At 68.4% G+C, this 23,559-nt stretch carries 21 protein-coding genes; 13 read left to right on the forward strand and 8 right to left on the reverse strand.

All coding sequences use genetic code 11. From position 1 onward, the window contains the following. Positions 1 to 52: 52 nt before the first annotated feature. The 5 genes from ACIA49_RS16210 to ACIA49_RS16230 are packed head-to-tail and all read left to right on the forward strand — an operon-like array spanning position 53 to position 4,324. Complete coding sequence (locus ACIA49_RS16210; RefSeq protein WP_396377953.1) at positions 53 to 1,369, forward strand: L-fuconate dehydratase; 1,317 nt, start codon at positions 53 to 55, stop codon at positions 1,367 to 1,369. Further along, positions 1,366 to 2,118, forward strand: a complete 753-nt coding sequence (locus ACIA49_RS16215) for an SDR family NAD(P)-dependent oxidoreductase (RefSeq protein WP_396377954.1) — start codon at positions 1,366 to 1,368, stop codon at positions 2,116 to 2,118. The genes ACIA49_RS16210 and ACIA49_RS16215 overlap by 4 nt, the downstream gene beginning before the upstream one ends. 14 nt (positions 2,119 to 2,132) lie before the next feature. Continuing rightward, positions 2,133 to 3,074 carry an aldo/keto reductase gene (locus tag ACIA49_RS16220; RefSeq protein WP_396377955.1) on the forward strand — a complete coding sequence of 314 codons (942 nt, stop codon included), beginning with the start codon at positions 2,133 to 2,135 and terminating at the stop codon, positions 3,072 to 3,074. A gap of 33 nt (positions 3,075 to 3,107) precedes the next feature. Beyond that, entirely contained in the window at positions 3,108 to 3,560 is a 453-nt protein-coding gene (locus ACIA49_RS16225; RefSeq protein ID WP_396377956.1) for an ester cyclase, read from the forward strand. Further along, complete coding sequence (locus ACIA49_RS16230) at positions 3,560 to 4,324, forward strand: MBL fold metallo-hydrolase (RefSeq protein WP_396377957.1); 765 nt, start codon at positions 3,560 to 3,562, stop codon at positions 4,322 to 4,324. The genes ACIA49_RS16225 and ACIA49_RS16230 overlap by 1 nt, the downstream gene beginning before the upstream one ends. A 1,221-nt stretch (positions 4,325 to 5,545) precedes the next feature. Here ACIA49_RS16230 and ACIA49_RS16235 read toward each other — a convergent pair. The 3 genes from ACIA49_RS16235 to ACIA49_RS16245 form a co-directional block, all read right to left on the reverse strand. Further along, a complete protein-coding gene (locus tag ACIA49_RS16235) occupies positions 5,546 to 7,585 on the reverse strand; it encodes a copper-translocating P-type ATPase (protein WP_396377958.1) in 2,040 nt (679 codons plus the stop codon). A gap of 101 nt (positions 7,586 to 7,686) precedes the next feature. Continuing rightward, positions 7,687 to 9,270 carry an ABC-F family ATP-binding cassette domain-containing protein gene (locus tag ACIA49_RS16240; RefSeq protein WP_396377959.1) on the reverse strand — a complete coding sequence of 528 codons (1,584 nt, stop codon included), beginning with the start codon at positions 9,268 to 9,270 and terminating at the stop codon, positions 7,687 to 7,689. Positions 9,271 to 9,434: 164 nt separating this feature from the next. Beyond that, positions 9,435 to 10,106 (reverse strand): FadR/GntR family transcriptional regulator, encoded by a 672-nt coding sequence (locus ACIA49_RS16245; RefSeq protein ID WP_396377960.1) that lies wholly within the window; start codon positions 10,104 to 10,106, stop codon positions 9,435 to 9,437. 17 nt (positions 10,107 to 10,123) lie between these two features. Here ACIA49_RS16245 and ACIA49_RS16250 point away from each other — a divergent pair, with 17 nt between their 5' ends. The 4 genes from ACIA49_RS16250 (at position 10,124) to ACIA49_RS16265 (ending at position 15,653) form a co-directional block, all read left to right on the forward strand. Continuing rightward, the gene (locus ACIA49_RS16250) at positions 10,124 to 10,531 is read left to right on the forward strand and encodes a DUF3052 domain-containing protein (RefSeq protein WP_396377961.1); all 408 of its coding nucleotides are present in this window, start codon (positions 10,124 to 10,126) and stop codon (positions 10,529 to 10,531) included. A 415-nt stretch (positions 10,532 to 10,946) separates the two neighbouring features. Then, positions 10,947 to 14,741 (forward strand): multifunctional oxoglutarate decarboxylase/oxoglutarate dehydrogenase thiamine pyrophosphate-binding subunit/dihydrolipoyllysine-residue succinyltransferase subunit, encoded by a 3,795-nt coding sequence (locus ACIA49_RS16255; protein ID WP_396377962.1) that lies wholly within the window; start codon positions 10,947 to 10,949, stop codon positions 14,739 to 14,741. 1 nt (position 14,742) lies between these two features. Continuing rightward, positions 14,743 to 14,919 (forward strand): DUF6104 family protein, encoded by a 177-nt coding sequence (locus ACIA49_RS16260; protein WP_171676625.1) that lies wholly within the window; start codon positions 14,743 to 14,745, stop codon positions 14,917 to 14,919. Between the two features lie 14 nt (positions 14,920 to 14,933). Further along, positions 14,934 to 15,653, forward strand: coding sequence for an AAA family ATPase (locus ACIA49_RS16265; protein ID WP_396377963.1), 720 nt, complete (start codon positions 14,934 to 14,936; stop codon positions 15,651 to 15,653). On the opposite strand, the gene ACIA49_RS16270 is transcribed toward ACIA49_RS16265, so the two are convergent. Next, the gene (locus ACIA49_RS16270; protein WP_391547185.1) at positions 15,650 to 16,003 is read right to left on the reverse strand and encodes an ArsR/SmtB family transcription factor; all 354 of its coding nucleotides are present in this window, start codon (positions 16,001 to 16,003) and stop codon (positions 15,650 to 15,652) included. The genes ACIA49_RS16265 and ACIA49_RS16270 overlap by 4 nt on opposite strands. 114 nt (positions 16,004 to 16,117) lie before the next feature. On the opposite strand from ACIA49_RS16270, the gene ACIA49_RS16275 reads away from it, so the two are divergent. Next, positions 16,118 to 17,347: a sodium:proton exchanger gene (locus tag ACIA49_RS16275; RefSeq protein ID WP_396377964.1), complete on the forward strand. Its 1,230-nt coding sequence runs from the start codon at positions 16,118 to 16,120 to the stop codon at positions 17,345 to 17,347. Between the two features lie 153 nt (positions 17,348 to 17,500). On the opposite strand, the gene ACIA49_RS16280 is transcribed toward ACIA49_RS16275, so the two are convergent. The 4 genes from ACIA49_RS16280 to ACIA49_RS16295 form a co-directional block, all read right to left on the reverse strand. Beyond that, a complete protein-coding gene (locus ACIA49_RS16280; protein WP_396377965.1) occupies positions 17,501 to 17,800 on the reverse strand; it encodes a WhiB family transcriptional regulator in 300 nt (99 codons plus the stop codon). Between the two features lie 120 nt (positions 17,801 to 17,920). Then, entirely contained in the window at positions 17,921 to 18,424 is a 504-nt protein-coding gene (locus tag ACIA49_RS16285; protein ID WP_396377966.1) for a GNAT family N-acetyltransferase, read from the reverse strand. A gap of 1 nt (position 18,425) precedes the next feature. Next, the gene (locus ACIA49_RS16290) at positions 18,426 to 19,394 is read right to left on the reverse strand and encodes a zinc-binding dehydrogenase (protein WP_396377967.1); all 969 of its coding nucleotides are present in this window, start codon (positions 19,392 to 19,394) and stop codon (positions 18,426 to 18,428) included. Between the two features lie 262 nt (positions 19,395 to 19,656). Beyond that, complete coding sequence (locus tag ACIA49_RS16295; RefSeq protein ID WP_396377968.1) at positions 19,657 to 20,868, reverse strand: NADP-dependent malic enzyme; 1,212 nt, start codon at positions 20,866 to 20,868, stop codon at positions 19,657 to 19,659. A gap of 229 nt (positions 20,869 to 21,097) precedes the next feature. Between ACIA49_RS16295 and ACIA49_RS16300 the strand changes: the two genes are divergently transcribed. Genes ACIA49_RS16300 through ACIA49_RS16310 form a run of 3 tightly spaced genes read left to right on the forward strand, consistent with a single transcriptional unit; the run spans position 21,098 to position 23,503 of the window. After that, positions 21,098 to 21,931 (forward strand): transporter substrate-binding domain-containing protein, encoded by an 834-nt coding sequence (locus ACIA49_RS16300; RefSeq protein ID WP_396377969.1) that lies wholly within the window; start codon positions 21,098 to 21,100, stop codon positions 21,929 to 21,931. Continuing rightward, a complete protein-coding gene (locus ACIA49_RS16305) occupies positions 21,928 to 22,749 on the forward strand; it encodes an amino acid ABC transporter permease (protein WP_396377970.1) in 822 nt (273 codons plus the stop codon). Before ACIA49_RS16300 ends, ACIA49_RS16305 begins: the two co-directional genes overlap by 4 nt. Before the next feature lies 1 nt (position 22,750). After that, positions 22,751 to 23,503: an amino acid ABC transporter ATP-binding protein gene (locus ACIA49_RS16310; protein WP_396377971.1), complete on the forward strand. Its 753-nt coding sequence runs from the start codon at positions 22,751 to 22,753 to the stop codon at positions 23,501 to 23,503. Positions 23,504 to 23,559 lie beyond the last annotated feature (56 nt).

The following is a 23,559-nucleotide window of genomic DNA, read 5'->3' on the forward strand; positions in this document are numbered from 1 at the left end:
CCTATAGGATTCGTTGCGACAGACCGCCCTCCGCACCAGATCGGGTCACTCCATGGCACGTTTCACCGAGTTAGAGACGTACGACGTCCGCTTCCCCACCTCGCTGGACCTGGACGGCTCCGACGCGATGAACCCCGACCCGGACTACTCCGCGGCGTACCTGATCCTGCGCACCGACGCCGAGGACGGGCTCGAAGGGCACGGGTTCGCGTTCACGATCGGCCGCGGGAACGACGTCCAGACCGCTGCGATCGAGGCGCTCCGCGACCACGTGGTCGGGCTCGACGTGGAGGCGACGCTGGACGACCTCGGCGCCTTCTGGAAGTCGCTCGTGCACGACTCGCAGCTGCGCTGGCTGGGCCCGGAGAAGGGCGTCATGCACATGGCGATCGGCGCGGTCGTCAACGCGGTCTGGGACCTGGCCGCCAAGCGCGCCGGTGTCCCGCTCTGGAAACTACTCTCCGACCTGACGCCGGAGCAGATCGTTGCCCTCGTCGACTTCCGCTACCTGACCGACGCGCTCACTCCGGACGAAGCGCTGGAGATCCTGCGCAAGGGCCAGGCCGGGCGGGCCGAGCGCGAGGCGCTACTGCGCGAGCGCGGATACCCGGCGTACACGACGACACCCGGCTGGCTCGGGTACGACGACGCGAAGCTGGTCCGGCTGTGTCACGAGGCGGTCGCCGAGGGGTTCACCCAGATCAAGCTGAAGGTCGGCGCGGACCTCGACGACGACATCCGCCGGATGCGGCTGGCCCGCGAGGCCGTCGGACCGGACATCCGGATCGCGATCGACGCCAACCAGCGCTGGGACGTCGGCGACGCCATCCGGTGGATCGAGGCCCTGGCGCCGTACGACGTCTGGTGGGTCGAGGAGCCGACCAGCCCGGACGACATCCTCGGCCACGCGACCATCGCCAAGGCGATCGCCCCGACCCGCGTCGCCACCGGTGAGCACGTGCAGAACCGGGTGGTGTTCAAGCAGATGCTGCAGGCCGGCTCGCTGTCCGTGCTGCAGCTCGACAGCGCCCGGGTCGCCGGGGTCAACGAGAACATCGCGATCCTGCTGCTGGCCGCGAAGTTCGGCGTACCGGTGTGTCCGCACGCCGGTGGGGTAGGACTGTGTGAGCTGGTCCAGCACCTGTCGATGTTCGACTACGTGGCGGTCAGCGGGTCGGTCGAGGACCGCGTGATCGAGTTCGTCGACCACCTGCACGAGCACTTCCTGGACCCGGTCGTGATCCGGGACGGGCACTACGTGGCACCGGTGAAGCCGGGCTTCGGCGCCGAGATGGACGCCGAGACGCTGACCGACTTCCGGTACCCGGGTGGCAAGATCTGGAACGATCTGACGAAGGAGAACCAGTGACCGACTTCACCGGCCTGCGAGCTGTTGTCACCGGCGGCGCGTCGGGCCTCGGGCTCGCGACCGCCACCCTGCTCGCCGAGCGCGGCGCGCAGGTGGTCGTGTTCGACCTCAAGCCGGATGTCCCCGAGCCGCTGACCGGCATCGCGGCCGATGTCACCGACGACAGCTCGGTCCGGTCCGCGGTCGCGGCCGCCGCGCTGCAGCTCGGCGGGATCGACATCGTGGTGAACAACGCCGGGATCGGCGCCCAGGGCAACGTCACGGCGAACGACGACGACGAATGGCACCGCGTGCTCGACGTCAACGTGGTCGGCATCGCCCGCGTCACCCGCGCCGCGCTGCCGTACCTGCGCAAGTCTCAAGCGGCCGCGATCGTCAACACCTGCTCGATCGCCGCCACCGCCGGCCTGCCGAACCGTGCCCTGTACTCCGCCAGCAAGGGCGCCGTACTGGCCCTCACGATGGCGATGGCCGCCGACCACGTCCGCGAAGGCATCCGGGTGAACTGCGTGAACCCTGGTACGGCGGACACCCCGTGGGTCGGTCGCCTGCTCGACGCCGCCGCCGACCCGGAGGCCGAGCGCGCCGCGCTCGAGGCCCGGCAACCGATGGGCCGTCTGGTGTCGGCCGATGAGGTCGCCCTCGCGATCGCGTACCTGGCCGGCCCCTTGGCCGGATCGACCACCGGTACGGCGATCGCCGTCGACGGTGGGATGCAGAACCTGCGCCTCCCGGCGGTCCGCTCGTGAAAATCTTCGGGGACTTGAGCATTGGCCTCGGTGGAGCCCCACTAGCCGGGCTGCAGACCGAGGTGACCGAGGAGGACGCGTTCGCCACCGTGAACGCGGCCTGGGACGCGGGCTGGCGCTTCTTCGACACGGCACCGCACTACGGCCTCGGACTGGCCGAGGAGCGGCTCGGCCGGGGCCTGGCCGGCAAGCCACGTGACGAGTACGTGCTGTCCTCGAAGGTCGGCCGGATCATCTACGAGGCCGACACGGAGGCACCGGACGGCGACGGCTTCGCGGTCGTCTCCAAGCGCCGCCGCCGCTTCGACTACAGCCGCGACGGCGTCCTGCAAAGTATCGAGGACTCGCTCCGCCGGATCGGCACCGATCGCCTCGACATCGTGTTCGTGCACGACCCGGACGACCACTACGACGAGGCCGTCGCGACCGCCTTCCCCACCCTGATCGAGCTGCGCGACCAGGGCGTGATCGGCGCGATCGGCTCGGGCATGAACCAGACCGCGATGCTGACCCGGTTCGTCACCGAGATCGACATCGACGTGATCATGCTCGCCGGTCGCTACTCATTGATCGACCCCGACGGCCTCGACGACGTATTGCCGGCCTGCCTGGCGAACGACGTACAGGTCATTGCTGTCGGCGTCTTCAACTCCGGCCTGCTCTCGCAGCCGCGTCCGGCCAAGGACACCACCTTCAACTACGCACCCGCCGCTGAAGCGTTGATCGCGAAAGCGAACCAGTTGGCCGATGTGTGTGAGTCGCACGGAGTTACGCTGCCGGCTGCTGCGCTTGCCTTCCCACGCTTCCACCCGGCCGTCGCCGGGATCGCGGTCGGCTGCCGCAACGCACACGAGGTGCAGGTCAACCACGACCTGTACGGCGCTGCGATCCCCGCCGCACTGTGGTCCGACCTGAAGTCGACCGGTCTGCTGCGTGAGGACGCGCCGACCGAGTAGCCGGGGCCCTCGGTTCGCCTAAGGTTTCGCAGCATGGAACTGAGTGTGGACGCTGACCTGGCCGCCCGGCGGATCGCGGTGATCCAGGAACACATGGACACCGAGGTCACGCAGGAGTTCGACCTGACGCTGGCGACGTTCGACGGGCATCCGCTGTACGAGATCGTGCCGACCGGACAGCGGTTCGACGGCGCCGAAGAGGTGATGGCGTACTACACGCTGACCCGGACCGCGTTCCCGGACCAGCGGCACGACAACGTCCGCTTCCACGCGGCCGCCGACTCGGTGATCGTCGAGTTCGACCTGCTCGGGACCAACCTCGGCGAGTTCTACGGGCTGCCGCCGACCGGCAAGGCGTTCCGGGTACCGGTGATCGCGGTGTTCTTCTTCACCGGTGACCGGATCACGATCGAGCGCGTCTACTTCGACACCGCATCACTGGTCCTTCAGATCGGCCGCCCCGAACTCCTCACCGCGCCGCGCTGATGCGGGTCCACCACCTCAACTGCGGTTCGCTCCGCTTCCCGGGCGCGCCGCTGGTCTGTCACGTGCTGCTGCTCGAGTCCCCGGCCGGTCTGGTCCTGGTCGACACCGGGTTCGGGCTGGCCGACATCGCGGATCCGCGCCGGCTCGGCCCGGTACGACGGTTGATCCGGCCGGCGCTCGACCCGGCCGAGACCGCTCTTCGGCAGATCGAGGCGCTCGGTTTCACGGCGAACGACGTACAGCATGTGGTCCTGACGCATTTCGACCTCGACCACATCGGTGGGCTGGCCGACTTCCCCGCCGCCGCTGTGCACGTGACCGCAGTTGAGGCGCGGGCCGCCGTACATGCGCCGTCGTGGCAGGAACGGCGGCGCTATCAGGCCGCGCAGTGGTCCCACGGTCCACACCTGGTGGAGTGGCCGGCCGATGGCGATACCTGGAACGGCTTCACCGCCGTCCGCGAGATCCTGCCCGACGTCGTACTGATCCCCCTGCCCGGCCACACCCGCGGCCACGCGGCCGTTGCCGTCGACAACGGCCGGCTGGTCCACGCAGGCGACGCCTTCTTCCACCGCAACACCCTCGAAGGCCGACCAATCCCCCTCTCCTTGCGCCTCAACGAACGAGCGGTCGCCTTCAACCCCGCCCAGGTCCGCTCGAACCATGCCCGCCTCGCCGAACTCCACCACCACACCGACTCCACCATCTTCTGCGCCCACGACCCCGAGCAGTTCGCCGCATCGGCCGACGCTGACGGCCAGTGATGTGGCGCTATGGTTGCTCGCCATTCCCTCTGCGGCCGGGGGCGTGGGTTCGTGGTTCCTCGCCGCTGCGGCCGACTTACAGTGACGGGTGGCTGGCGTCCGGCGCGGGGCTGAGGGAGATGGACCCGTCAGCGACCACAGTTCCCGTCGCCTGAGCTTCCGGGCTTCGGTTGCCGCCGGTAGCGAGCAGGCCTGCAAAGTGACCCACCGCGCCGAACACCCCCACAAGCCCTCACCCCTCACCCCCCATTTGATGGGTTCACCCACCAGCTTGTGGGTTCTGCACCCGATACGAGTCCAGAACCCACCACCTCACGGGCTAACCCACCAAATAGCGGCCGCAGAGGCCGCCGGGAGTACCCCCGCACCCGGCAACCCTCACCGGCCATCCCCCATTTGATGGGTCCACCCATCAACTTGTGGGTTCTGCACCCGCATACGAGTCCAGAACCCACCACCTCATGGGTTAACCCACCAAATGGCGGCCGCCGAGGTCGCCGGGGGTACTGCCGCGCCCGGCGACCCTCACTAACTGGGTGGATTTTCGTCACCGAGTCCCTAAAACTCACCAATTGACGTGACCAACGCCCGCGCGCTGGGGTCCGCCTGGTCGTTATCGGTGACTTTTTCGGCGCAGAGATCCGAAAAGTTCACCCATAACGCGAAACACGCCCCCTGCCGGCCATCCTGCTCGCTGGCTGGAACGTTTTGTCCACATAGCGACCGAACCATCTCCTCGGCGCCGATCTTGGACCTCAGCCACAGCCCGGAAGCTCAGACAACGGGAGCCGCGGTCACCGACCGCACCATCCCCCTCAACCCCGCGCCCACGCCAACCACCCGCCACTGTAAATCGGCCGCAGCGGCGAGCAACCCCGAGCTCACGCCCCCGGCCGCAGACGGATTGGCGAGCAACCACCCCGCCGTACCGAACAACCCCTCCCAACCCCCACGACCCGCCCCCATTCCTGATGCCATTTGACCGGATATCCCCTGAAGTTGTCCCTTCTCCCCTCGAATTACCAGGGGAGAAGGGACAACTTGCGGGGTTATCCGTTCAAATTGCCGGAGGCGGAGGTGGAATGGGCGAGTGCCGGGGCGGCGCGGGGTCGGGCGGGGCGGAGTGGCGCGGGGCGGGGCGGCGCGGGGTGGGAGGGGGTGAGGTCGGAGGGGGTGAGGTGGGCGCGGGCTGGTGGGAGGGGGCTGGTGGGCGCGGGTGGGTTAGTGGGTTGGGCGGTCGGAGCTGAGGTCGAGGCGGCGGAGGAGTTGGGCGTTGAGGGCTACGACGATGGTGGAGATCGACATCAGGAGGGCGCCGACGGCGGGCGAGACGAGGATGCCTGCGAAGGCGAGTACGCCGGCGGCCAGGGGGACGGTGATGACGTTGTAGCCGGTGGCCCACACGAGGTTCTGCCACATCTTGCGGTAGCTGGCGCGGGACAGGTCGATCACCGAGAGGACGGCGCGCGGGTCGTCCGCGGCCAGTACGACGCCGGCCGACTCGATCGCCACGTCCGTGCCTGCGCCGATCGCGATGCCGACCTCGGCTCGGGCCAGGGCGGGGGCGTCGTTCACGCCGTCGCCGACCATGGCAACCTTGAGCCCGCGGGCCTGCAGTTCGCTGACCTTGGCGTCCTTGTCACCGGGCAGTACCTCAGCGAAGACCTCGTCGATCCCCAGTTCACTCGCCACGGCCTCGGCCACCTGATGCGCATCCCCGGTGATCATCGCGACTCGCACACCGCGACGGTGCAAAGCGTCTACGGCCTGCCGCGACTCCTCCCGGACCGCATCCGCGAGAGCGATCGCACCGATGGCCTGCCCGTCCCGCAGTACATGCAGCACGGCCGCGCCCTGCGCCTTCCACTCCGCCACGTGCGACTCGAGCTCAGCCGGCTCAGCAACGCCGTACTCGCGGAGCAACGCCGGTCCGCCTACGGCCACTTTGTTGCCGTTGACAACAGCCTGTACGCCGCGTCCGGTGAGCGAGGTGAACTCAGTCGCACTCGCCGTCCCACCGCCGACGCGGACGATCGCTCGCGCCAACGGGTGCTCGCTGTCCGCCTCCACCGCGGCGGCCAGCTCCAGCAGCTCGCTCTCCGTCACGCCGTCCACCGGGGCGGTGCCGATCACGGCGGGCTCGCCCTTGGTCAGGGTGCCGGTCTTGTCGAACAGGACGACGTCGACGGTACGCATCCGCTCCAGCGCCAGCCGGTTCTTCACCAGTACGCCGGCCTTCGCGGCCCGCTCGGTCGAGATCGCGATCACCAGCGGAATCGCCAGCCCCAAGGCGTGCGGGCAGGCGATCACCAACACGGTCACCGTCCGGGTGACGGCCTGATCGAGCTCACCGAGCAACGACCACACGACGAAGGTGATCAACCCGGCGATCGACGCGAAGTAGAACAGGAAGGCCGCGGCCCGATCGGCCAGCGCCTGCGCTCGGGATGACGATGCTTGCGCCTCCGCCACCAACCGCTGGATCCCGGCCAGCGCGGTGTCATCGCCGACCGCTGTGATCTCGACACGAAGAGCGTTGTCGGTGGCAACGGTTCCGGCGACCACCGAGTCACCGACCCCACGCGAAACCGGCCGCGACTCCCCGGTGATCATCGACTCGTCGACCTCGGCCTGCCCCTCGACCACCGTCCCGTCCGCCGGCACGCGTCCACCGGACCGAACCAGTACGACGTCGCCCGCCTGGAGCTCATGCAGTGGCACCTGGATCACGCCATCGGCGGTCACCTTGTCCGCCTCGTCCGGCAGCAGCGCGGCCAGCGCATCAAGCGCGCCGGAGGCTGCACCGAGCGCGCGCATCTCCAGCCAGTGCCCGAGCAGCATGATCACGATCAGCAGCGCGAGCTCCCACCAGAAGTCCAGATCGAACCCGCCGATGCCGAGCGTCGTCACCCACGACGCCACGAACGCGACCGTGATCGCCATCGAGATCAGCAGCATCATCCCCGGCCGCCGGGAGGTGAGTTCGCCCCAACCACCGGTCAGGAACGGGCGACCGCCGTACAGGAAGATCGCCGTACCGAGGACGGGCGCGACCCAGCTCGCGCCCGGGAAGTCCGGCCGCGTGTACCCGAGCAGGTCCGCGAACATCGCGCTGAAGAACACGACCGGCACTGCCAGCGCCAAGCTGACCCAGAACCGGTCCTTGAACTGCGCCGCATGGTCCCCATGCCCCATCGCCCCCGAGCCCCCACCGTGAGTCGAGTGATCCATGACCGCCGAATGCCCCGCGTGCTCATCCATACCTCCAACATACCCCCAGGGGGTACCGAAGACCACCGTGACCCCGGACACGCCAAAGCCCCCTTTGGCTGGTCAGCCAGCCAAAGGGGGAGGAGGAGGGGCTAGAGCGGGTCGATCGTCTCCAGTGACTCCGGCGTGAGCTCGAGCCAGCGGGTGATGCCGATGTCGCGGAGGAAGGGGAGGTCGTGGCTCGCGATGACGAGGGCGCCCTGGTACGACGCGAGCGCGTCCTTCAGTTGCGCGACGCTGGCGAGGTCCAGGTTGTTGGTTGGCTCGTCGAGCATCAGCAACTGCGGTGGCGGCTCGGCCAGGAGGAGGGCCGCCAGCGTTGCGCGGAAGCGCTCACCACCGGAGAGCGTGCTGACCATTTGATCCGCAGCCCGGCCGCGGAACAGGAATCGGGCCAGCCGCGACCGGCGTTCCTGGTTCTCGATCGCGGGCGCGAGCAGCCCGACGTTGTCCACGATCGACAGGTCGTCGCGGAGCAGGTCAAGTCGCTGCGGCAGGTATCGGAACGGGACCGCCGGCAACGAACCACTCGTGATCGAGTGCAGCAGCGTCGTCTTGCCCGCACCATTCGGCCCGGTCAAGGCGATCCGCTCCGGACCCCGAATCTCCAGATCCACCAACGCACCCGTCCGCAGCTCGTGCTCCGAGAGCCGCAGGACGATCCGCCCAGCCGGTACGGCGGTCTTCGGCAGGTCGACCCGGATGGCGTCGTCGTCATGGACCTTCGCCTCCGCGTCGGCCAGCGCATCCTGCGCCGACTCCAGCCGATCGGAGTGCATCCCGATGTGCTTCGCCGCCGACACCTGCGCATTGCGCTTCAGGTTGCCGGCCACGATCTTCGGGATGCCGCCCTTCTCGAAAGCACGTTGCCCTCGCGCCTGACGCTGATCGGACTTCATCCGGGCCTCGATCAGGTCCTTTTTCTGCTTGCGCAGATCGGACTCGGCCGCCCGCACCATCCGCTCGGCCGCCTCCTGCTCGACCGCGACTGCCTCCTCGTACGCCGACAGGTTGCCGCCGTACCAAGTGATGTCGCCCTTGCGCAGGTCGCCGATCTGGTCGACGCGATCGAGCAGCTCACGGTCGTGGCTGACGATCAGCAACGCACCACGGAACTGGTCGACAGCGTCGTACAGGTGCTGTCGTGCTCGCAGGTCGAGGTTGTTCGTCGGCTCGTCCAGCAGCAGTACGTCGGGTCGCCGCAACAGCTCGGCGGCCAGGCCGAGCAGGATCGTCTCGCCGCCGGACAGCTCACCGACGGATCGGTCGAGACCGATCGAACCGAGGCCGAGCTTGCCGAGCAACGCCTCGGCGCGCTCGTCGGCATCCCACTCGTCGCCGACGATCGCGAAGTTCTCCTCCGAGGCGTCGCCGGACTCGATCGCGGTGATGGCCTGCCGGATCGCATCGATGCCGAGCGCCTGGTCGACGCGCAGCGAGGTGTCCAGCGTGAGGTCCTGCGGCAGGTAGCCGAGCTCACCGCTCACCCGGATCGTCCCGCGTTGCGGGGTGAGCCGGCCGGCGATCAGCCGGAGCAGCGTGGACTTGCCGGTGCCGTTGCGCCCGACCAGGCCGGAGCGAACCGGTCCCGCGACGAAGCTGAGCCCGTCGAACAGCACATCGCCGTCGGGCCAGGCGAAAAAGAGGTCCGTACAGGACAAGGAATAACTACTCATCAGGTGCACTCCCAGAGGTCTTCACGGAGACCGCACCATCCCGAGAGCCGGGCAGCGGTCAGCTACTGCAGAAGAAAGACCTCAGATGCGCAACCTGCACCCCTGTCATCGGGAATGTGACACCACAAAGCTTACGACCCACCTCGAGCACCGATCAAACGGATTTACGGGGCTTGGCGGAGCCAGGTCTCGACGCCGGCGATGTGGGCGGTCATCCAGGCCCGGGCAGCCTCGGCGTCGCCGAGCTCGATCGCGTCGAGGATCGCGCTGTGCTCGGCGAGGGTGCGTTCGACGGCGCCGGCCTGGGTGACGCCACGCCAGATCCGGGCCCGCTGGGTCGCTCCCGAGATCCCGTCGAGCAGCGAGCAGACGACCTGGTTACCGGTCGCTTCGGCGATACCGCGATGGAAGCGCAGGTCGTTCGCGACCAGCTCCTCGACTCCCGCATCCGGCGGCAGGTCGGCACACAGTTGCCGCAGCGCCGACAACTGCTCGGCCCCGATCCGCGCCGCCGCCAACGCAGCCACGCCGGGCTCCAGCAAGCGCCGTACCTCGAAGAACTGCAGCACCGAGTCGTCGCGATGCAGGTCGACCATGAAGCTCAGGGCATCGAGCAGGTGCGCCGAATCCAGACTGGTCACATAGGTACCGTCGCCGTGCCGGACGTCGAGCACGTTCACCAGCGTCAGCGCCTTGACCGCCTCCCGCAGCGAGTTCCTCGACAACCCCAGCCGCGCGGCCAGATCCGCCTCTTTCGGCAACCGGTCCCCCGGCCCCAGCTCCCCCGAGGTGATCATCCCTTTGATCTTGACGATCGCCTCATCCGTCAGCGCCATTGCGTCAGTATGCCGCTATGAGCACTCCTGGGTACTCCGGCAAGCCGCTGGCCGCGAAGCTGGGGATCAAGCCCGAGCACACGGTCCTGGTCGACAACGCTCCGGACGGGTTCGCGATCGACGGACTCCACGCCGGTACGACGGTGATCCGGCGACCCGGGCGGACGCCGTATCCGGTGGTGCTGATGTTCTGCCCGGACCGGGCCCGGCTGGTACGGCGGCTGCCGGTGCTGCTGGCGCGGACCGAGACCGCGGGGATGATCTGGATCGCGTGGCCGAAGCGATCGTCCGGCGTACCGACCGATCTGGACGAGAACGGGATCCGCGAACTCGCGCTGCCGCTGGGGATCGTGGACGTGAAGGTGTGCGCGATCGACGCGATCTGGTCGGGGCTCAAGCTGGTCCGGCGGAAGGCCAATAGGTAGCGATTGGACTGATCCGGAGGGTGAGCTTCACCACATCTTCACAATTGTTCACACTTCACCCACGGCACCAGGGCGGTTGCATACAGTGGCCATTCACGCTCGGCGGCGTCACCCGAAGTGACCGTCCGGGCGGCCGGAATCCCACCTGTACAACGAGTCCGGCAGTTGATCACAGGTCCACCCCGGCCGTCCAGACCAACCGGAGTGACGACCCCGCTGAAACACCTGCCAGCACGGTGTTTCAGACTTCGGGGGAATGCATCGCCGGGTCCCGACCACTTGGCACACTGGTCCGGTGATCCCGGGCTGTGGAAGTCACCGCCGTGCTATTAGCCTTGCCTCGGGAACCAACCCATCACTGCGCCAGTCATAACCCGCGGTACCTGACCCGAGATCGGAAGAGGCGAACTGCCCAGTGGCCACCGAGCCATCAGACTCAAATCCCCTTGCAGCCTTCGGTGCGAACGAATGGCTGGTCGACGAGCTGTACGAGAAGTACCTGCAGGACCCGAACTCGGTGGATCCGGCGTGGTTGGCCTACTTCGAGAGTGACAGTTTCAAGACGTACACGCCTGAGGCTGACGCGAAGCCGGTGACGACTGCCCCGGCCGACGCCCCCAGGCCGGACGCGGTGTCGGACAACAAGACGCCCGAGGCCCCGAGCCGCGGCAGTGCGCCGTCCGTGCCCGCCTCGAACCAGCCCGCCGTGGCCGCCGCCCAGGCGTCCGCGCCGGTCGCCAAGCCCGCCACGCAGCCCGCGCCGGCCCAGGCCGCGTCTGCCGCCCCCACCGGAGGAACGGTGAACCAGCCGCCGAAGGCGCAGGCCAAGCCCGCGCCCGCCACCAGCACGGACGCCGAGCGGAAGATCCTCCGCGGCGCGCCCGCGCGGACCGCGCAGAACATGGAGACCAGCCTCACGGTCCCCACTGCGACCAGCGTCCGCCAGGTGCCGGTCAAGCTGCTGATCGACAACCGCATCGTCATCAACAACCACCTCAAGCGCGCCCGTGGCGGCAAGATCTCCTTCACCCACCTGATCGGGTGGGCGCTGGTGAAGGCGCTCAAGACGCTGCCCGAGATGAACGCGTCGTACGACGAGACCGACGGCAAGCCGACCTACGTCCAGCCGGCCCACATCAACCTGGGTCTGGCCATCGACATGGCCAAGCCGGACGGCACCCGGCAGCTGCTGGTGCCCTCCATCAAGGCGACCGAGGACATGACGTTCGCGGACTTCTGGATGGCCTACGAGGACGTCGTCCGCCGGGCCCGCGACAACAAGCTCGCGCTGCCGGACTTCCAGGGCACCACGATCAGCCTGACCAACCCGGGCACCATCGGCACCCAGCACTCGGTGCCGCGGCTGATGACCGGCCAGGGCTGCATCATCGGCGTCGGCGCGATGGAGTACCCGACCGAGTACCAGGGGGCGGCCGAGGAGACGATGGCCAAGCTGGCCGTCTCCAAGGTCATGACGCTGACCTCGACCTACGACCACCGGATCATCCAGGGCGCCCAGTCGGGTGAGTTCCTGCGCCGGATCCACCAGCTGCTGCTCGGCCAGGAGGGTTTCTACGACGAGATCTTCCAGAGCCTGCGGATCCCCTACGAGCCGATCCGCTGGGCCGCCGACCTCCCGCACAGCCACGAGGAGGACATCAGCAAGCAGGCCCGGATCCTGGAGCTGATCCACGCCTTCCGGGTGCGCGGTCACATCATGGCCGACACCGACCCGCTGGAGTACAAGCAGCGCAGCCACCCCGACCTCGACGTGGCCACCCACGGCCTGACGCTGTGGGACCTGGACCGCGAGTTCGCCACCGGCTCGTTCGGCGGCGACCGGCGGTTCATGAAGCTGCGCGAGATCCTCGGCATCCTGCGCGACTCCTACTGCCGGACCACCGGTATCGAGTACATGCACATCCAGGACCCCGAGCAGCGCAAGTGGCTGCAGGAGCGGATCGAGCGGCCGCACACCAAGCCGCCGCGCGAGGAGCAGCTCCGGATCCTGGCCAAGCTGAACGAGGCCGAGGCCTTCGAGACCTTCCTGCAGACCAAGTACGTCGGCCAGAAGCGCTTCTCGCTCGAGGGTGGCGAGACCACCATCCCGCTGCTCGACGAGCTCTGCGAGGAGGCGGCCGGCGCCGGTCTGGACGAGGTCGTGATCGGGATGGCGCACCGCGGCCGGCTGAACGTGCTGGCCAACATCGTCGGCAAGTCCTACGGGCAGATCTTCCGGGAGTTCGACGGCAACATCGACCCGCGGACCGTGCAGGGCTCCGGCGACGTCAAGTACCACCTGGGCGCCGAGGGCGAGTTCGTCTCCGAGTTCGGCGACAAGATCAAGGTGTCGGTGGCGGCCAACCCGTCGCACCTGGAGACCGTCGACCCGGTGCTCGAGGGCATCGTCCGGGCCAAGCAGGACATCCTCGACCGCGGCGCCGCGTTCCCGGTGCTGCCGGTCCTGGTCCACGGTGACGCGGCCTTCGCCGGTCAGGGCGTGGTGGCGGAGACGCTGAACCTGTCCCAGCTGCGCGGTTACCGCACCGGTGGCACCGTGCACGTGATCGTCAACAACCAGGTCGGCTTCACCACCTCGCCGGCCTCGTCGCGCTCGTCGATGTACTGCACCGACGTCGCGCGGATGGTCCAGGCCCCGATCTTCCACGTGAACGGCGACGACCCCGAGGCCTGTGTCCGGGTCGCCGACCTGGCCTTCGAGTACCGCCAGGCGTTCAATAAGGACGTCGTCATCGACCTGGTCTGCTACCGCCGGCGCGGTCACAACGAGGGTGACGACCCGTCGTTCACCCAGCCGCTGATGTACGACCTGATCGAGCAGAAGCGTTCGGTCCGCAAGCTCTACACCGAGGCCCTGATCGGCCGTGGCGACATCACGGTCGAAGAGGCCGAGCAGGCGATGCGGGACTTCCAGCAGCGCCTCGAGCGGGTCTTCACCGAGGTCCGCGAGGCGAAGAGCCAGCCGGACACCCCGGCGCCGTACGTGACCGTCCCGGTCTACCCGGACAAGCCGGAGGGCCCGGACGCGACCGCGACCACGCCCGAGGTGCTGAAGAAGATCGCCGACGCGCACACCACGCTGCCGGAGGGCTTCACCGTGCACCCGAAGGTGCTGCCGCAGCTGCAGCGCCGGGCCGCGGCCATCACGCAGGGCCCGATCGACTGGGCCTCGGCGGAGATGACCGCACTGGGTTCGCTGCTGCTCGCCGGTCGTCCGGTCCGGCTCGCCGGTCAGGACAGCCGCCGCGGCACGTTCGTCCAGCGGTTCGCCGCGGTCATCGACCGGGTCAACGGGCAGGACTACGTCCCGCTGCAGAACCTGGACGAGAACCAGGCGAACTTCCACGTCTACGACTCGCTGCTCAGCGAGTACGCCGCGCTCGGCTTCGAGTACGGCTACTCGGTGGCGCGGCCGGAGGCGCTGACGCTGTGGGAAGCGCAGTTCGGTGACTTCGTGAACGGCGCCCAGTCGATCATCGACGAGTACATCTCGGCCGGTGAGGCGAAGTGGGGCCAGAAGTCGGGTGTCGTGCTGCTGCTGCCGCACGGCTACGAGGGCCAGGGCCCGGACCACTCGTCCGCCCGGATCGAGCGGTTCCTCGCGCTGTGCGCCGAGAACGCGATGACGGTGGCCCAGCCGTCCACGCCGGCGTCGTACTTCCACCTCCTGCGCCGGCACACGCTCGGCGAGGAGCACAACCCGATGATCGTCTTCACGCCGAAGCAGCTGCTGCGGCGCAAGGAGGCGGTGTCGCAGCCGGAGGAGCTCACCCACGGCACCTTCCGGCCGGTCCTCGGCGACGCCGAGGCCGAGGCGACCGCGAACACCGTCGAGCGGGTCATCCTCTCGTCGGGCCGGATCTCCTACGACCTGCTCGCCGAGCGCAAGAAGATCGAGCCGGACAAGATCGGTACGGCGCTCGTCCGGATCGAGCAGCTCTACCCGCTGCCCGCCGAGGAGATCGTCGCCGAGCTGGCCAAGTACCCGAACGCCACCGAGATCCGCTGGGTCCAGGACGAGCCCGCGAACCAGGGCCCGTGGCCGTTCATGGCGCTGAACCTGACCGAGCACCTCGGCGGCAAGCCGTTCTACCGGGTCTCCCGGCCGGCCATGTCGGCGACCTCGGTCGGCTCGATGGGTGCGCACACGGCGGAGCAGCAGACGCTGCTGAAGCAGGCCTTCAGCTGACGTGTACTTCACCGACCGAGGGATCGAGGAGCTCGAGGGCCGGCGAGGCGAGGAAGACGTCTCGCTGGCCTGGGTGGCCGAGCGGCTGCGTGAGTTCGTCGACCTGAACCCCGAGTTCGAGACCCCGATGGAACGCTTCGCCACCTGGCTCGCCCGCCTCGACGACGAAGACGACTGAGCTAGCCTGAGCAGATGCCCTTCGCCACGCACCCGGTACGCCGGGTGGCCGCGGCGGAGGGCGTTTCGCTGTCCGGCTCCTGGCCGCACACGATTCCCGCCGTACGGCAGGTGCTGACCGACGGCCTGGACCTCGATCCCGGCGTCACGTTCCTGGTCGGCGAGAACGGCGCCGGCAAGTCCACCCTGGTCGAGGCGATCGCGATCGCGTTCGGCATGTCTCCCGAGGGCGGCTCAACCAATGCCCGCCTCACCACCCGGGCAACCGAGTCACCCCTGTCCGGTCAGCTGCAGCTCACCCGTGGCGCGGGCGCACCACGCTGGGGCTTCTTCCTGCGCGCCGAAACCATGCACGGCTTCTACACCTACCTCGAACAGAACCCCGGCGCTTCCGGCGATCCGAACTTCCACGAGCTCAGCCACGGCGAAGGCTTCCTGGAGATCCTCCGCAGCCGCTTCAACAGCCCCGGCCTCTACTGCCTCGACGAACCAGAGTCCGCTCTCTCGTTCTCCAGCAGCCTCGCCCTGGTGGGCGTCCTTGCCGAACTCGCCGCCGGCGGCGCTCAGGTCCTCTGCGCAACCCACTCCCCCGTCATCGCAGCCCTCCCCGACGCCACCATCCTCGAGGTCGGCGAGTGGGGCATCCGCCGTACCGGCTGGGAGGACCTCCAGCTCGTCCAGAACTGGAAGGCTTACCTCCAGGAGCCCGCGCGCTACCTGCGCCACGTGCTCTAGTCGGTGTGCGGAGGCCTGGTACGGCGGGGTGGGTCGGGGGCCAGCGAGCCGTCCGGGGCGATGTGCTCGAAGATCTGGTCGACGAGGTTGAGGACGTGCGGGTCGTCGACGGTGTAGATGTGCCGACGGCCTTCGCGGCGGGCGGTGATGATGCCGGCCAGGCGGAGTTTGCCGAGGTGCTGGCTGGCGGTGGCGATACTGACGCCGACGCGGTCGGCCAGGGTGCCGACGTCGTACTCGCCTTGGGCGGCCAGGGCAACCAGATGCAGCCGCACGGGGGCGGACAGCATTGCGAAGGTACCGGCGGCGGATTCCAGCTGGGCCTTCGTGGGTTCGGGATACGTCGTCATCGCGCAGTCATTGTGACCGCTGAACGGGCCGTGCAGTAGCCCGCCGGGCCGTGGTGAGGACGGTCTCACACTTTCGCAATTGCGAAAGTATCAAAACGGTGGCAGGCTGGAACCATGGTCAGAGCGCTTCGCCCAGTGCTGATGCTGCTGCTGGTGGCGGTTCCCGCCGTCACGCTGCGGCTGGCCGGCATCCACCCGCCGGCCCTCGTCTCGATGCTGGTCTTCGGGCTCGCGGTGGTCGCCGCGTCGTTCGTGCTCGCCTGGGCGGCCGAGGCCGCTGAGGTGGATATCTCCGGCGGCCTGGCGATCGCGCTGCTCGCGGTGATCGCCGTCCTCCCGGAGTACGCGGTGGACCTCTACTTCGCGCACACCGCCGGCTCCAACCCCGACTACGTGCAGTACGCCGCCGCCAACATGACCGGGTCGAACCGGTTGCTCCTCGGCCTCGGCTGGTCGAGCGTCGTACTGATCAGCCTGTACGTCGCCTCCCGGCGCAGCGGGCGAACCGTGAAGGAGCTCGTTCTCGAGTCGGGGTACCGTCGCGAACTCGGCTTCCTGGCGATCGCCGGTGTGGTCGCGTTCGTGATCCCGGTCACCGGGGAGATCCACCTGGCGCTCGGGATCGCGCTGCTCGCGTTCTTCGCCTTTTATCTGTACCGCGCCGCCGTCTCCGGACACGACGAGGAGCCGGACCTGATCGGCCCGGCCGCGCGGATCGGCGGACTGCCGACCGTGCAGCGCCGGATCGCGGTGATCAGCATGTTCGTTGTCGCGGCCGTGGTGATCCTGGCGTCCGCCGAACCGTTCGCCGACTCGCTCGTCCAGGGCGGTCAGGCGCTGGGGATCGACCAGTTCCTGCTCGTCCAGTGGCTGGCGCCGCTGGCGTCCGAGGCGCCGGAGTTCATCGTCGCGATCCTGTTCGCCTGGCGCGGCAAGGGCGCCGCGGCGCTCGGCCTGCTGATCTCGGCCAAGGTGAACCAGTGGACCCTGCTGATCGGCAGCCTCCCGATCGCCTACGGCATCGGCGGCGGCCCGGCCGCCCTGCACCTCGACGGCCGGCAGATCGAGGAGTTCCTGCTCACCGCCACCCAGACGCTGCTCGGGATCGCGATCCTCCTGAGCCTGCGCTTCCCCCGCTGGGCCGCGTGGACCCTACTCGGCCTGTTCGCGGTCCAGTTCGCCGTACCGGGTCAGACCGGCCGCTACATCCTGAGCGCCCTCTACCTGGTCCTCGCGATCATCGCCGTCATCCGCAACCGCCACCACCTAGCCGCCACCCTCCAAGCCCCCTTCCGCAAGGCCGAAGCCCCCACCCGCGACGACCGCGAGCTCGTCGACGCCTAACTCCCACGCCCACCCTCATTTGGTGGGTGCACCACCCGCATTGAGGGTTCCCCCACCGAATTACGGGGCGAGAACCTCCCATTTGGTGGGTCCACCCACCAAATGGGGTCCGCCCGCACCACCGGGTGGGGTGCGGGCGGGGGGCCAGCGGGGTCAGCTGGCTTGCTGTTCGGCTACTACGGGGATGCGGGTGCGGCGTTCCTGGGGGCCGGGGCGGCCGCGACGGCGGCCGGAGAGGAACTTCTCGCCGGCGGCAGTGCCGGTGAACTTGGTCCGGCGGGCCCATTCGCGGCACTCCTCGAGCACCGGGCAGGAGGTCAGGCAGATCGCCTGCGCCTTGCGCTGCTCCCACTGGCTGGCGCTCTCGTCGTACGACGGGGCCTGGCCGACGCACGCGGCGCGGCTCATCCAGTTGTCGGCGGGGTCGACGATCACCGTCAAAAGCGGCCTCATGGGCACTCCTGCTCCTCATCGATCGGGCGGATCGAATCCGCTGGGGGTTTCCCGGCGGTAGGACCAGCGTGCGTCACGTGCGTTGCCTCGGTGCGACGCGAATGTTTCCGGCATGAAACGTCATGTCCGGACGAGGCGGATCTCCCAGAGGTCGAAGAAGTCGTCGTGCAACCGCTCACCGTCGGCCACGAAGCCGTGCCGTGCGTAGAACCCGAGCGCCCGCTCGTTGTTCTCGAACACCCACAGGTACGCCGGATCCTTGCCGACGGCAACCTCCAGCAACCGCCGGCCGAGCCCGGTCCCCCACCAGGCCTGCCGGGTGTAGATCGCCTGCAGCTCCAACGGCACCGGCGAATCCTCGTCCCGTCCCGGCCTGCTGATCGCGAACCCGGCCACCCGCTCCCGCACCTCCACCGCAGGATCCGGATTGATCGCGAGCCAGCGGGTGTGCCCTTCCGCGAGCGCCTGGGTCCAGCGCTCGATCCGCTGCTCCACCTTTGCGGTCCGCTGGGCCAGGAGGTCGGCCGGCGCGAGACCGTCGTACGCCTCTTGCCAGCAGAGCAGGTGACACCAGGCGGCGGCTTCGGCGTCCTCGACCGTCGCCTGGCGGATCTCCGGAGTCATGTCAGACAGTGAAGACGATCTTCCCGAACACGTCACCCGAATTGAGCTTCGCGAACCCGTCCCGCGCGTCGGCCAGCGGCAGCACGGTGTCGATGTGCGGCTCGATCCCGGCGTTGGCCATGAACTGGACCAACTGGCCCAGCTCGGTCCGCGTCCCCATCGTCGATCCCTGCACCCTGAGCTGCAGGAAGAAGATCCGGTTCAGCTCGGCCGACTTCGGCGCCTGACCGCTCGTCGCACCGGAGATCACCAACGTGCCGCCTTGCTTGAGCGACTTCATCGAGTGCGACCAGGTGGCCTGCCCGACCGTCTCCATCACCGCATCCACCCGCTCCGGCAGCCGCGCGCCGGACTCGAACACGTCGTGCGCGCCGATCTCCAGCGCCTTCACCCGCTTCGCCTCGTCCCGGCTGGTCGCCCAGACCCGGATCCCGGCCGCCCGCGCCAGCGTGATCAGCGAGGTCGCGACCCCACCACCCGCACCCTGCACGAGCACCGTGTCCCCGGGCTTCAGGTCCGACTGGGTGAACAACATCCGGTACGCCGTCAGCCACGCGGTCGGCAGACACGCAGCCTGCTCGAAGCTCAACCCAGCAGGCTTCGGTACGACGTTCCGCGCCGGCACGGATACCTTCGCAGCGAGCGTCCCGTCGTACCGCTCACTCAACAGCGACCGCTTCGGGTCCAGCGTCTCGTCTCCGTGCCACCCCGGATCCGAGATCACCGCATGCACGACGACCTCATTGCCGTCCGGATCCACCCCGGCCGCGTCACACCCGAGGATCATCGGCAGGTTCGCCTCCGGCAGCCCCACGCCCTTCAACGACCACAGGTCGTGGTGGTTCAACGCCGACGCCTTCACATCGATCGTCACCCACCCGTCCCGCGCCTCCGGCTCCGGCCGCTCCCCCACCTCGAGCGCCCCCACCGGATCCTCAGCATCGAACTTCGCAGCGTACGCAGCAAGCATGCCAACCACCCTAGGCTCTGATCACGTTCAGGACACCCACCAACCGCACCCCCGCCGACCGCCTTCACTCGCCCCGCACGCCGGCTTCACTCGCCGGCGCCCCACCATCTCCTCGACTGTGACCACCGGGTCGCCGGAAAACGTTTGGCGGCGACACGCTCCTCACACTCGCCGGGCGACTCCCCACACTGGCACGGTGACTTCGGTGGCGGGGCACGGTGACTTCGGTGGCGGGGCACGGTGGCTTCGGTGGCGGGTGGGGTTAGAGGCGGGCCACGTGGTCGGTGTGGGCGGCGGTGGCGACTGCGGCGGCTACGGCGGGGGCGACTCGCTCGTCGAAGGGTGAGGGGATGATGTAGTCGGGGCGCAGGTCGCCTTCGGAGATGAGGCCGGCCAGGGCTTCGGCGGCGGCGAGCTTCATGCCTTCGGTGATACGGGAGGCGTTGGCGTCGAAGGCGCCGCGGAAGATGCCGGGGAACGCCAGCACGTTGTTGATCTGGTTCGGGAAGTCCGAGCGACCCGTCGCGACCACCGCGGCATGACGGTGTGCGATGTCGGGGTGGACCTCGGGGTTCGGGTTGGCGAGCGCGAAGATCATCGCGTCCGGCGCCATCCGCGCGATCGCTTCCTCGGGAACCGTCCCACCCGAGACACCGATGAACACGTCGGCGCCATCCAACGCGTCCACGAGCCGACCCGACAGACCGCCGGTGTTCGTGTCACGCGCCAGCGACAACTTCACCGGGTTCAGGTCCACACGGTCCTCGTGCAGCACGCCCTTCGAATCAACGACTGCGAGATCACCCACACCCGCCTGCAGCAGGATGCGTGCACACGCGACGCCGGCCGCGCCGGCTCCTGAGATGACCACCCGGATGGCGGAGATGTCCTTGCCCGTGACCCGGAGCGCGTTCCGAAGAGCGGCCAGTACGACGACCGCCGTACCGTGCTGGTCGTCGTGGAAGACCGGGATGTCCAGGCGTTCCTTCAACCGGCGCTCGATCTCGAAGCAGCGCGGCGCGGAGATGTCCTCGAGGTTGATCCCGCCGAACGACGGCGCCATCCGGACGACCGTCTCGACGAACTCGTCCACGTCGGTGCAGTCCAGCGCGATCGGCACCGAGTCGACGCCACCGAACTCCTTGAACAGCAGCGCCTTGCCCTCCATCACCGGCAGCGACGCGGTCGGCCCGATGTCGCCAAGCCCCAGTACGGCGGTTCCATCCGTGACGACTGCGACCACGTTCGAGCGCCACGTGTAGCGGCGGGCCAACGACGGGTCCCCGGCGATCGCCGTACAGACCCGGGCGACGCCCGGCGTGTAGGCCTTGGACAGCTCGGCGGCGTCGGTGACGTGCACCGAGGACGTCACCTCGATCTTGCCGCCGCGGTGCAGCTCGAAGACCGGATCACCGTCGTAAGGATCGAACGCAGCGGGATCGGTGACAACGGGAGAAACAGGTTGGGCGACCATGACAGAACCCCTCGGGGAAGTGTGCGAACAAGAGTGGGCGCGCCCGACGTTGATGCGTCGAAACGGCGCTGTTTCCAGGGGGTCACCCGTGCTGATCGAGTAAACCACAGCGCTCACTGGTCTGCTGTGAGCGGCCCCACACCTATAACGATCACCGTCAACTCCCGGCCGGGAACTCCCTGCTGTGCCAGGATTCGAGGATTCACACCCCTGCCGAGGAGTCATTGCGATGAACATCGTCCGCAAACACCGTCGGACCCTGGCGGCCACGGCCGCCGCCGTCCTCGCGCTCTCGCTGGCCGCCTGCGGCAACGGCTCGGGCAGCGGGGGCTCCGACGACAAGGCGAAGGCCGCCGGGATCGAGCTGGTGAAGTCCGGCACCCTGACGATCTGCACGCACCTGCCGTACAAGCCGTTCGAGTTCAAGGACGGCACCAAGGTCGTCGGTTTCGACACCGACCTGCTGACGCTGCTGGCCGACGACCTCGGGCTGAAGGTCGACGTGATCAGCATCGAGTGGGCCCAGGTCACGTCGGGCGCCGCCTTCAAGGCGAAGAAGTGCGATGTCGGCATGGGCGCGATGACGATCAACGAGCCGCGCAAGGCCGCGCTCAGCATCACCGACCCGTACATGGACGCGACCCAGGTGCTGCTGGCCAAGAAGGACTCCGGGATCAAGGGCCTGGCCGACCTGCGCGGCAAGAAGCTCGGTGCCCAGGGCGACACTACCGGCAAGGACTACGCCGACAAGTACGCCAAGGACAACGGCTACACCGTGATCCCGTTCAACGACCTCGCCCTGCAGATGAACAACGTCAAGTCCGGCCGGGTGGCCGCCGCGATCAACGACAACGGCGCGATCTACGACTTCGTCAAGGACAACCCGGACCTGGCCGTGGTGACCGAGTTCGACACCGGTGAGCAGTACGGCTTCGCGGCGCTGAAGGACGGCAGCGGCCCGAAGGTCGTCGCCAAGTTCAACGAGCTGCTGGCCAAGGCGAAGTCCGACGGCAAGTACAACGAGATCTACAAGAAGTGGTTCGGGGTTGAGCCGAAGAAGTGAGTACCCCGACCGATACCGTCGTCCGTAAGGGGCTGAGCCCGCGCAAACGGGCCCAGCGCTCGCGACTGATCCAGTACGCCGTCCTCGTCGTACTGCTGCTGATCGCGCTGTTCAGCGCCAACTGGGGCCAGATCGGCTCGGTGTTCTTCAAGCCGGAGTTCATCAAGTCGACCTTCCAGGACGGCGTCCTCCAGGCTCTCGTCAAGACGGTCGAGTACACCGCCGGCGCCTTCGTGATCGGCCTGGCCGGTGGCACGGTGCTGGCGCTGATGCGCCTCAGCAGCGTCGGTCCGTACCGCTGGATCGCGACCGCCTACATCGAGTTCTTCCGCGGTCTGCCGGCGATCGTGGTCTTCATCGCGTTCAGCCTGCTGCCGCTGGCGTTCGAGGGCATGACGATCCCGCTCGACCCGTACGGCGTGGTCTGGCTCGCGCTCGGGATCGTGGCGTCGGCGTACATGGCCGAGGTGATCCGGGCCGGCATCCAGGCGGTGCCGAAGGGGCAGGTCGAGGCGGCCCGCTCGCTGGGCATGTCACCCGGTCTCGCGCTGCGCAAGGTCGTGCTGCCGCAGGCCTTCCGGATCGTGCTGGCGCCGCTGACCAACGACCTGATCCTGCTGGTCAAGGACTCCTCGCTGGTCTTCATCATCGGGGTCGCGGCCGACGGCTACGAGCTGACCGGTTTCGGCCGCGACCTGGCCAACACCTACTCGAACCTGACCCCGATCGTGGTCTGTGGCTTCTGCTACCTGATCATCACCCTCCCGCTCGGCATCCTGGTTCGCCGGCTAGAGGCCCGCTCAGAGAAGAGCCGCTGACATGGCACTGGTAGAGATCAAGAACCTGCACAAGTCCTTCGGCAGCAACCACGTCCTGCGCGGTATCGACTTCACCGTCGAGCAGGGCGAGGTCGTCTGCGTGATCGGACCGTCCGGCTCGGGCAAGTCGACCCTGCTGCGCTGCGTCAACCTGCTCGAGGTACCGCAGGAAGGCCAGGTGATCGTTCGCGGGGAGGACATCACCGACCCGGACTGCCACCTGGACGCCGCTCGCGCCGGGATCGGCATGGTGTTCCAGCAGTTCAACCTGTTCCCGCACCTGAACGTGCTGACCAACTGCACGGTCGCCCAGACCACGGTTCTGAAGCGCACGCAGGCCGACGCCGACCGGATCGCCCGCGGCAACCTCGACCGGGTCGGCCTGACCGACAAGGTCACCGCGTTCCCGGCCCAGCTCTCCGGCGGCCAGCAGCAGCGCGTCGCGATCGCCCGGGCGCTCTCGATGGACCCGGCCCTGATGCTCTTCGACGAGCCGACGTCTGCGCTCGACCCCGAGCTCGTCGGCGACGTACTGACCGTGATGCGCAAACTCGCCCTCGAAGGCATGACGATGCTCGTGGTCACCCACGAGATGGCCTTCGCCCGCGAGGTCGCCGACCGCGTCGTCTTCATGGACGGCGGCGTGATCGTCGAGCAGGGCGCCCCCGCCGACCTCATCGGCAACCCCCAGGAGGAGCGCACCAAGCTCTTCCTCAAGCGCGTCCTCGACCCCACCCACGTCCAGGACAACTGACCCCCGACCCGCCCATCTGCCTGGCTAGGCACCCAAATCAGGGGTTCCGCACCCTG

Source organism: Kribbella sp. NPDC051587, assembly GCF_044453945.1.
Lineage (GTDB): Bacteria > Actinomycetota > Actinomycetes > Propionibacteriales > Kribbellaceae > Kribbella.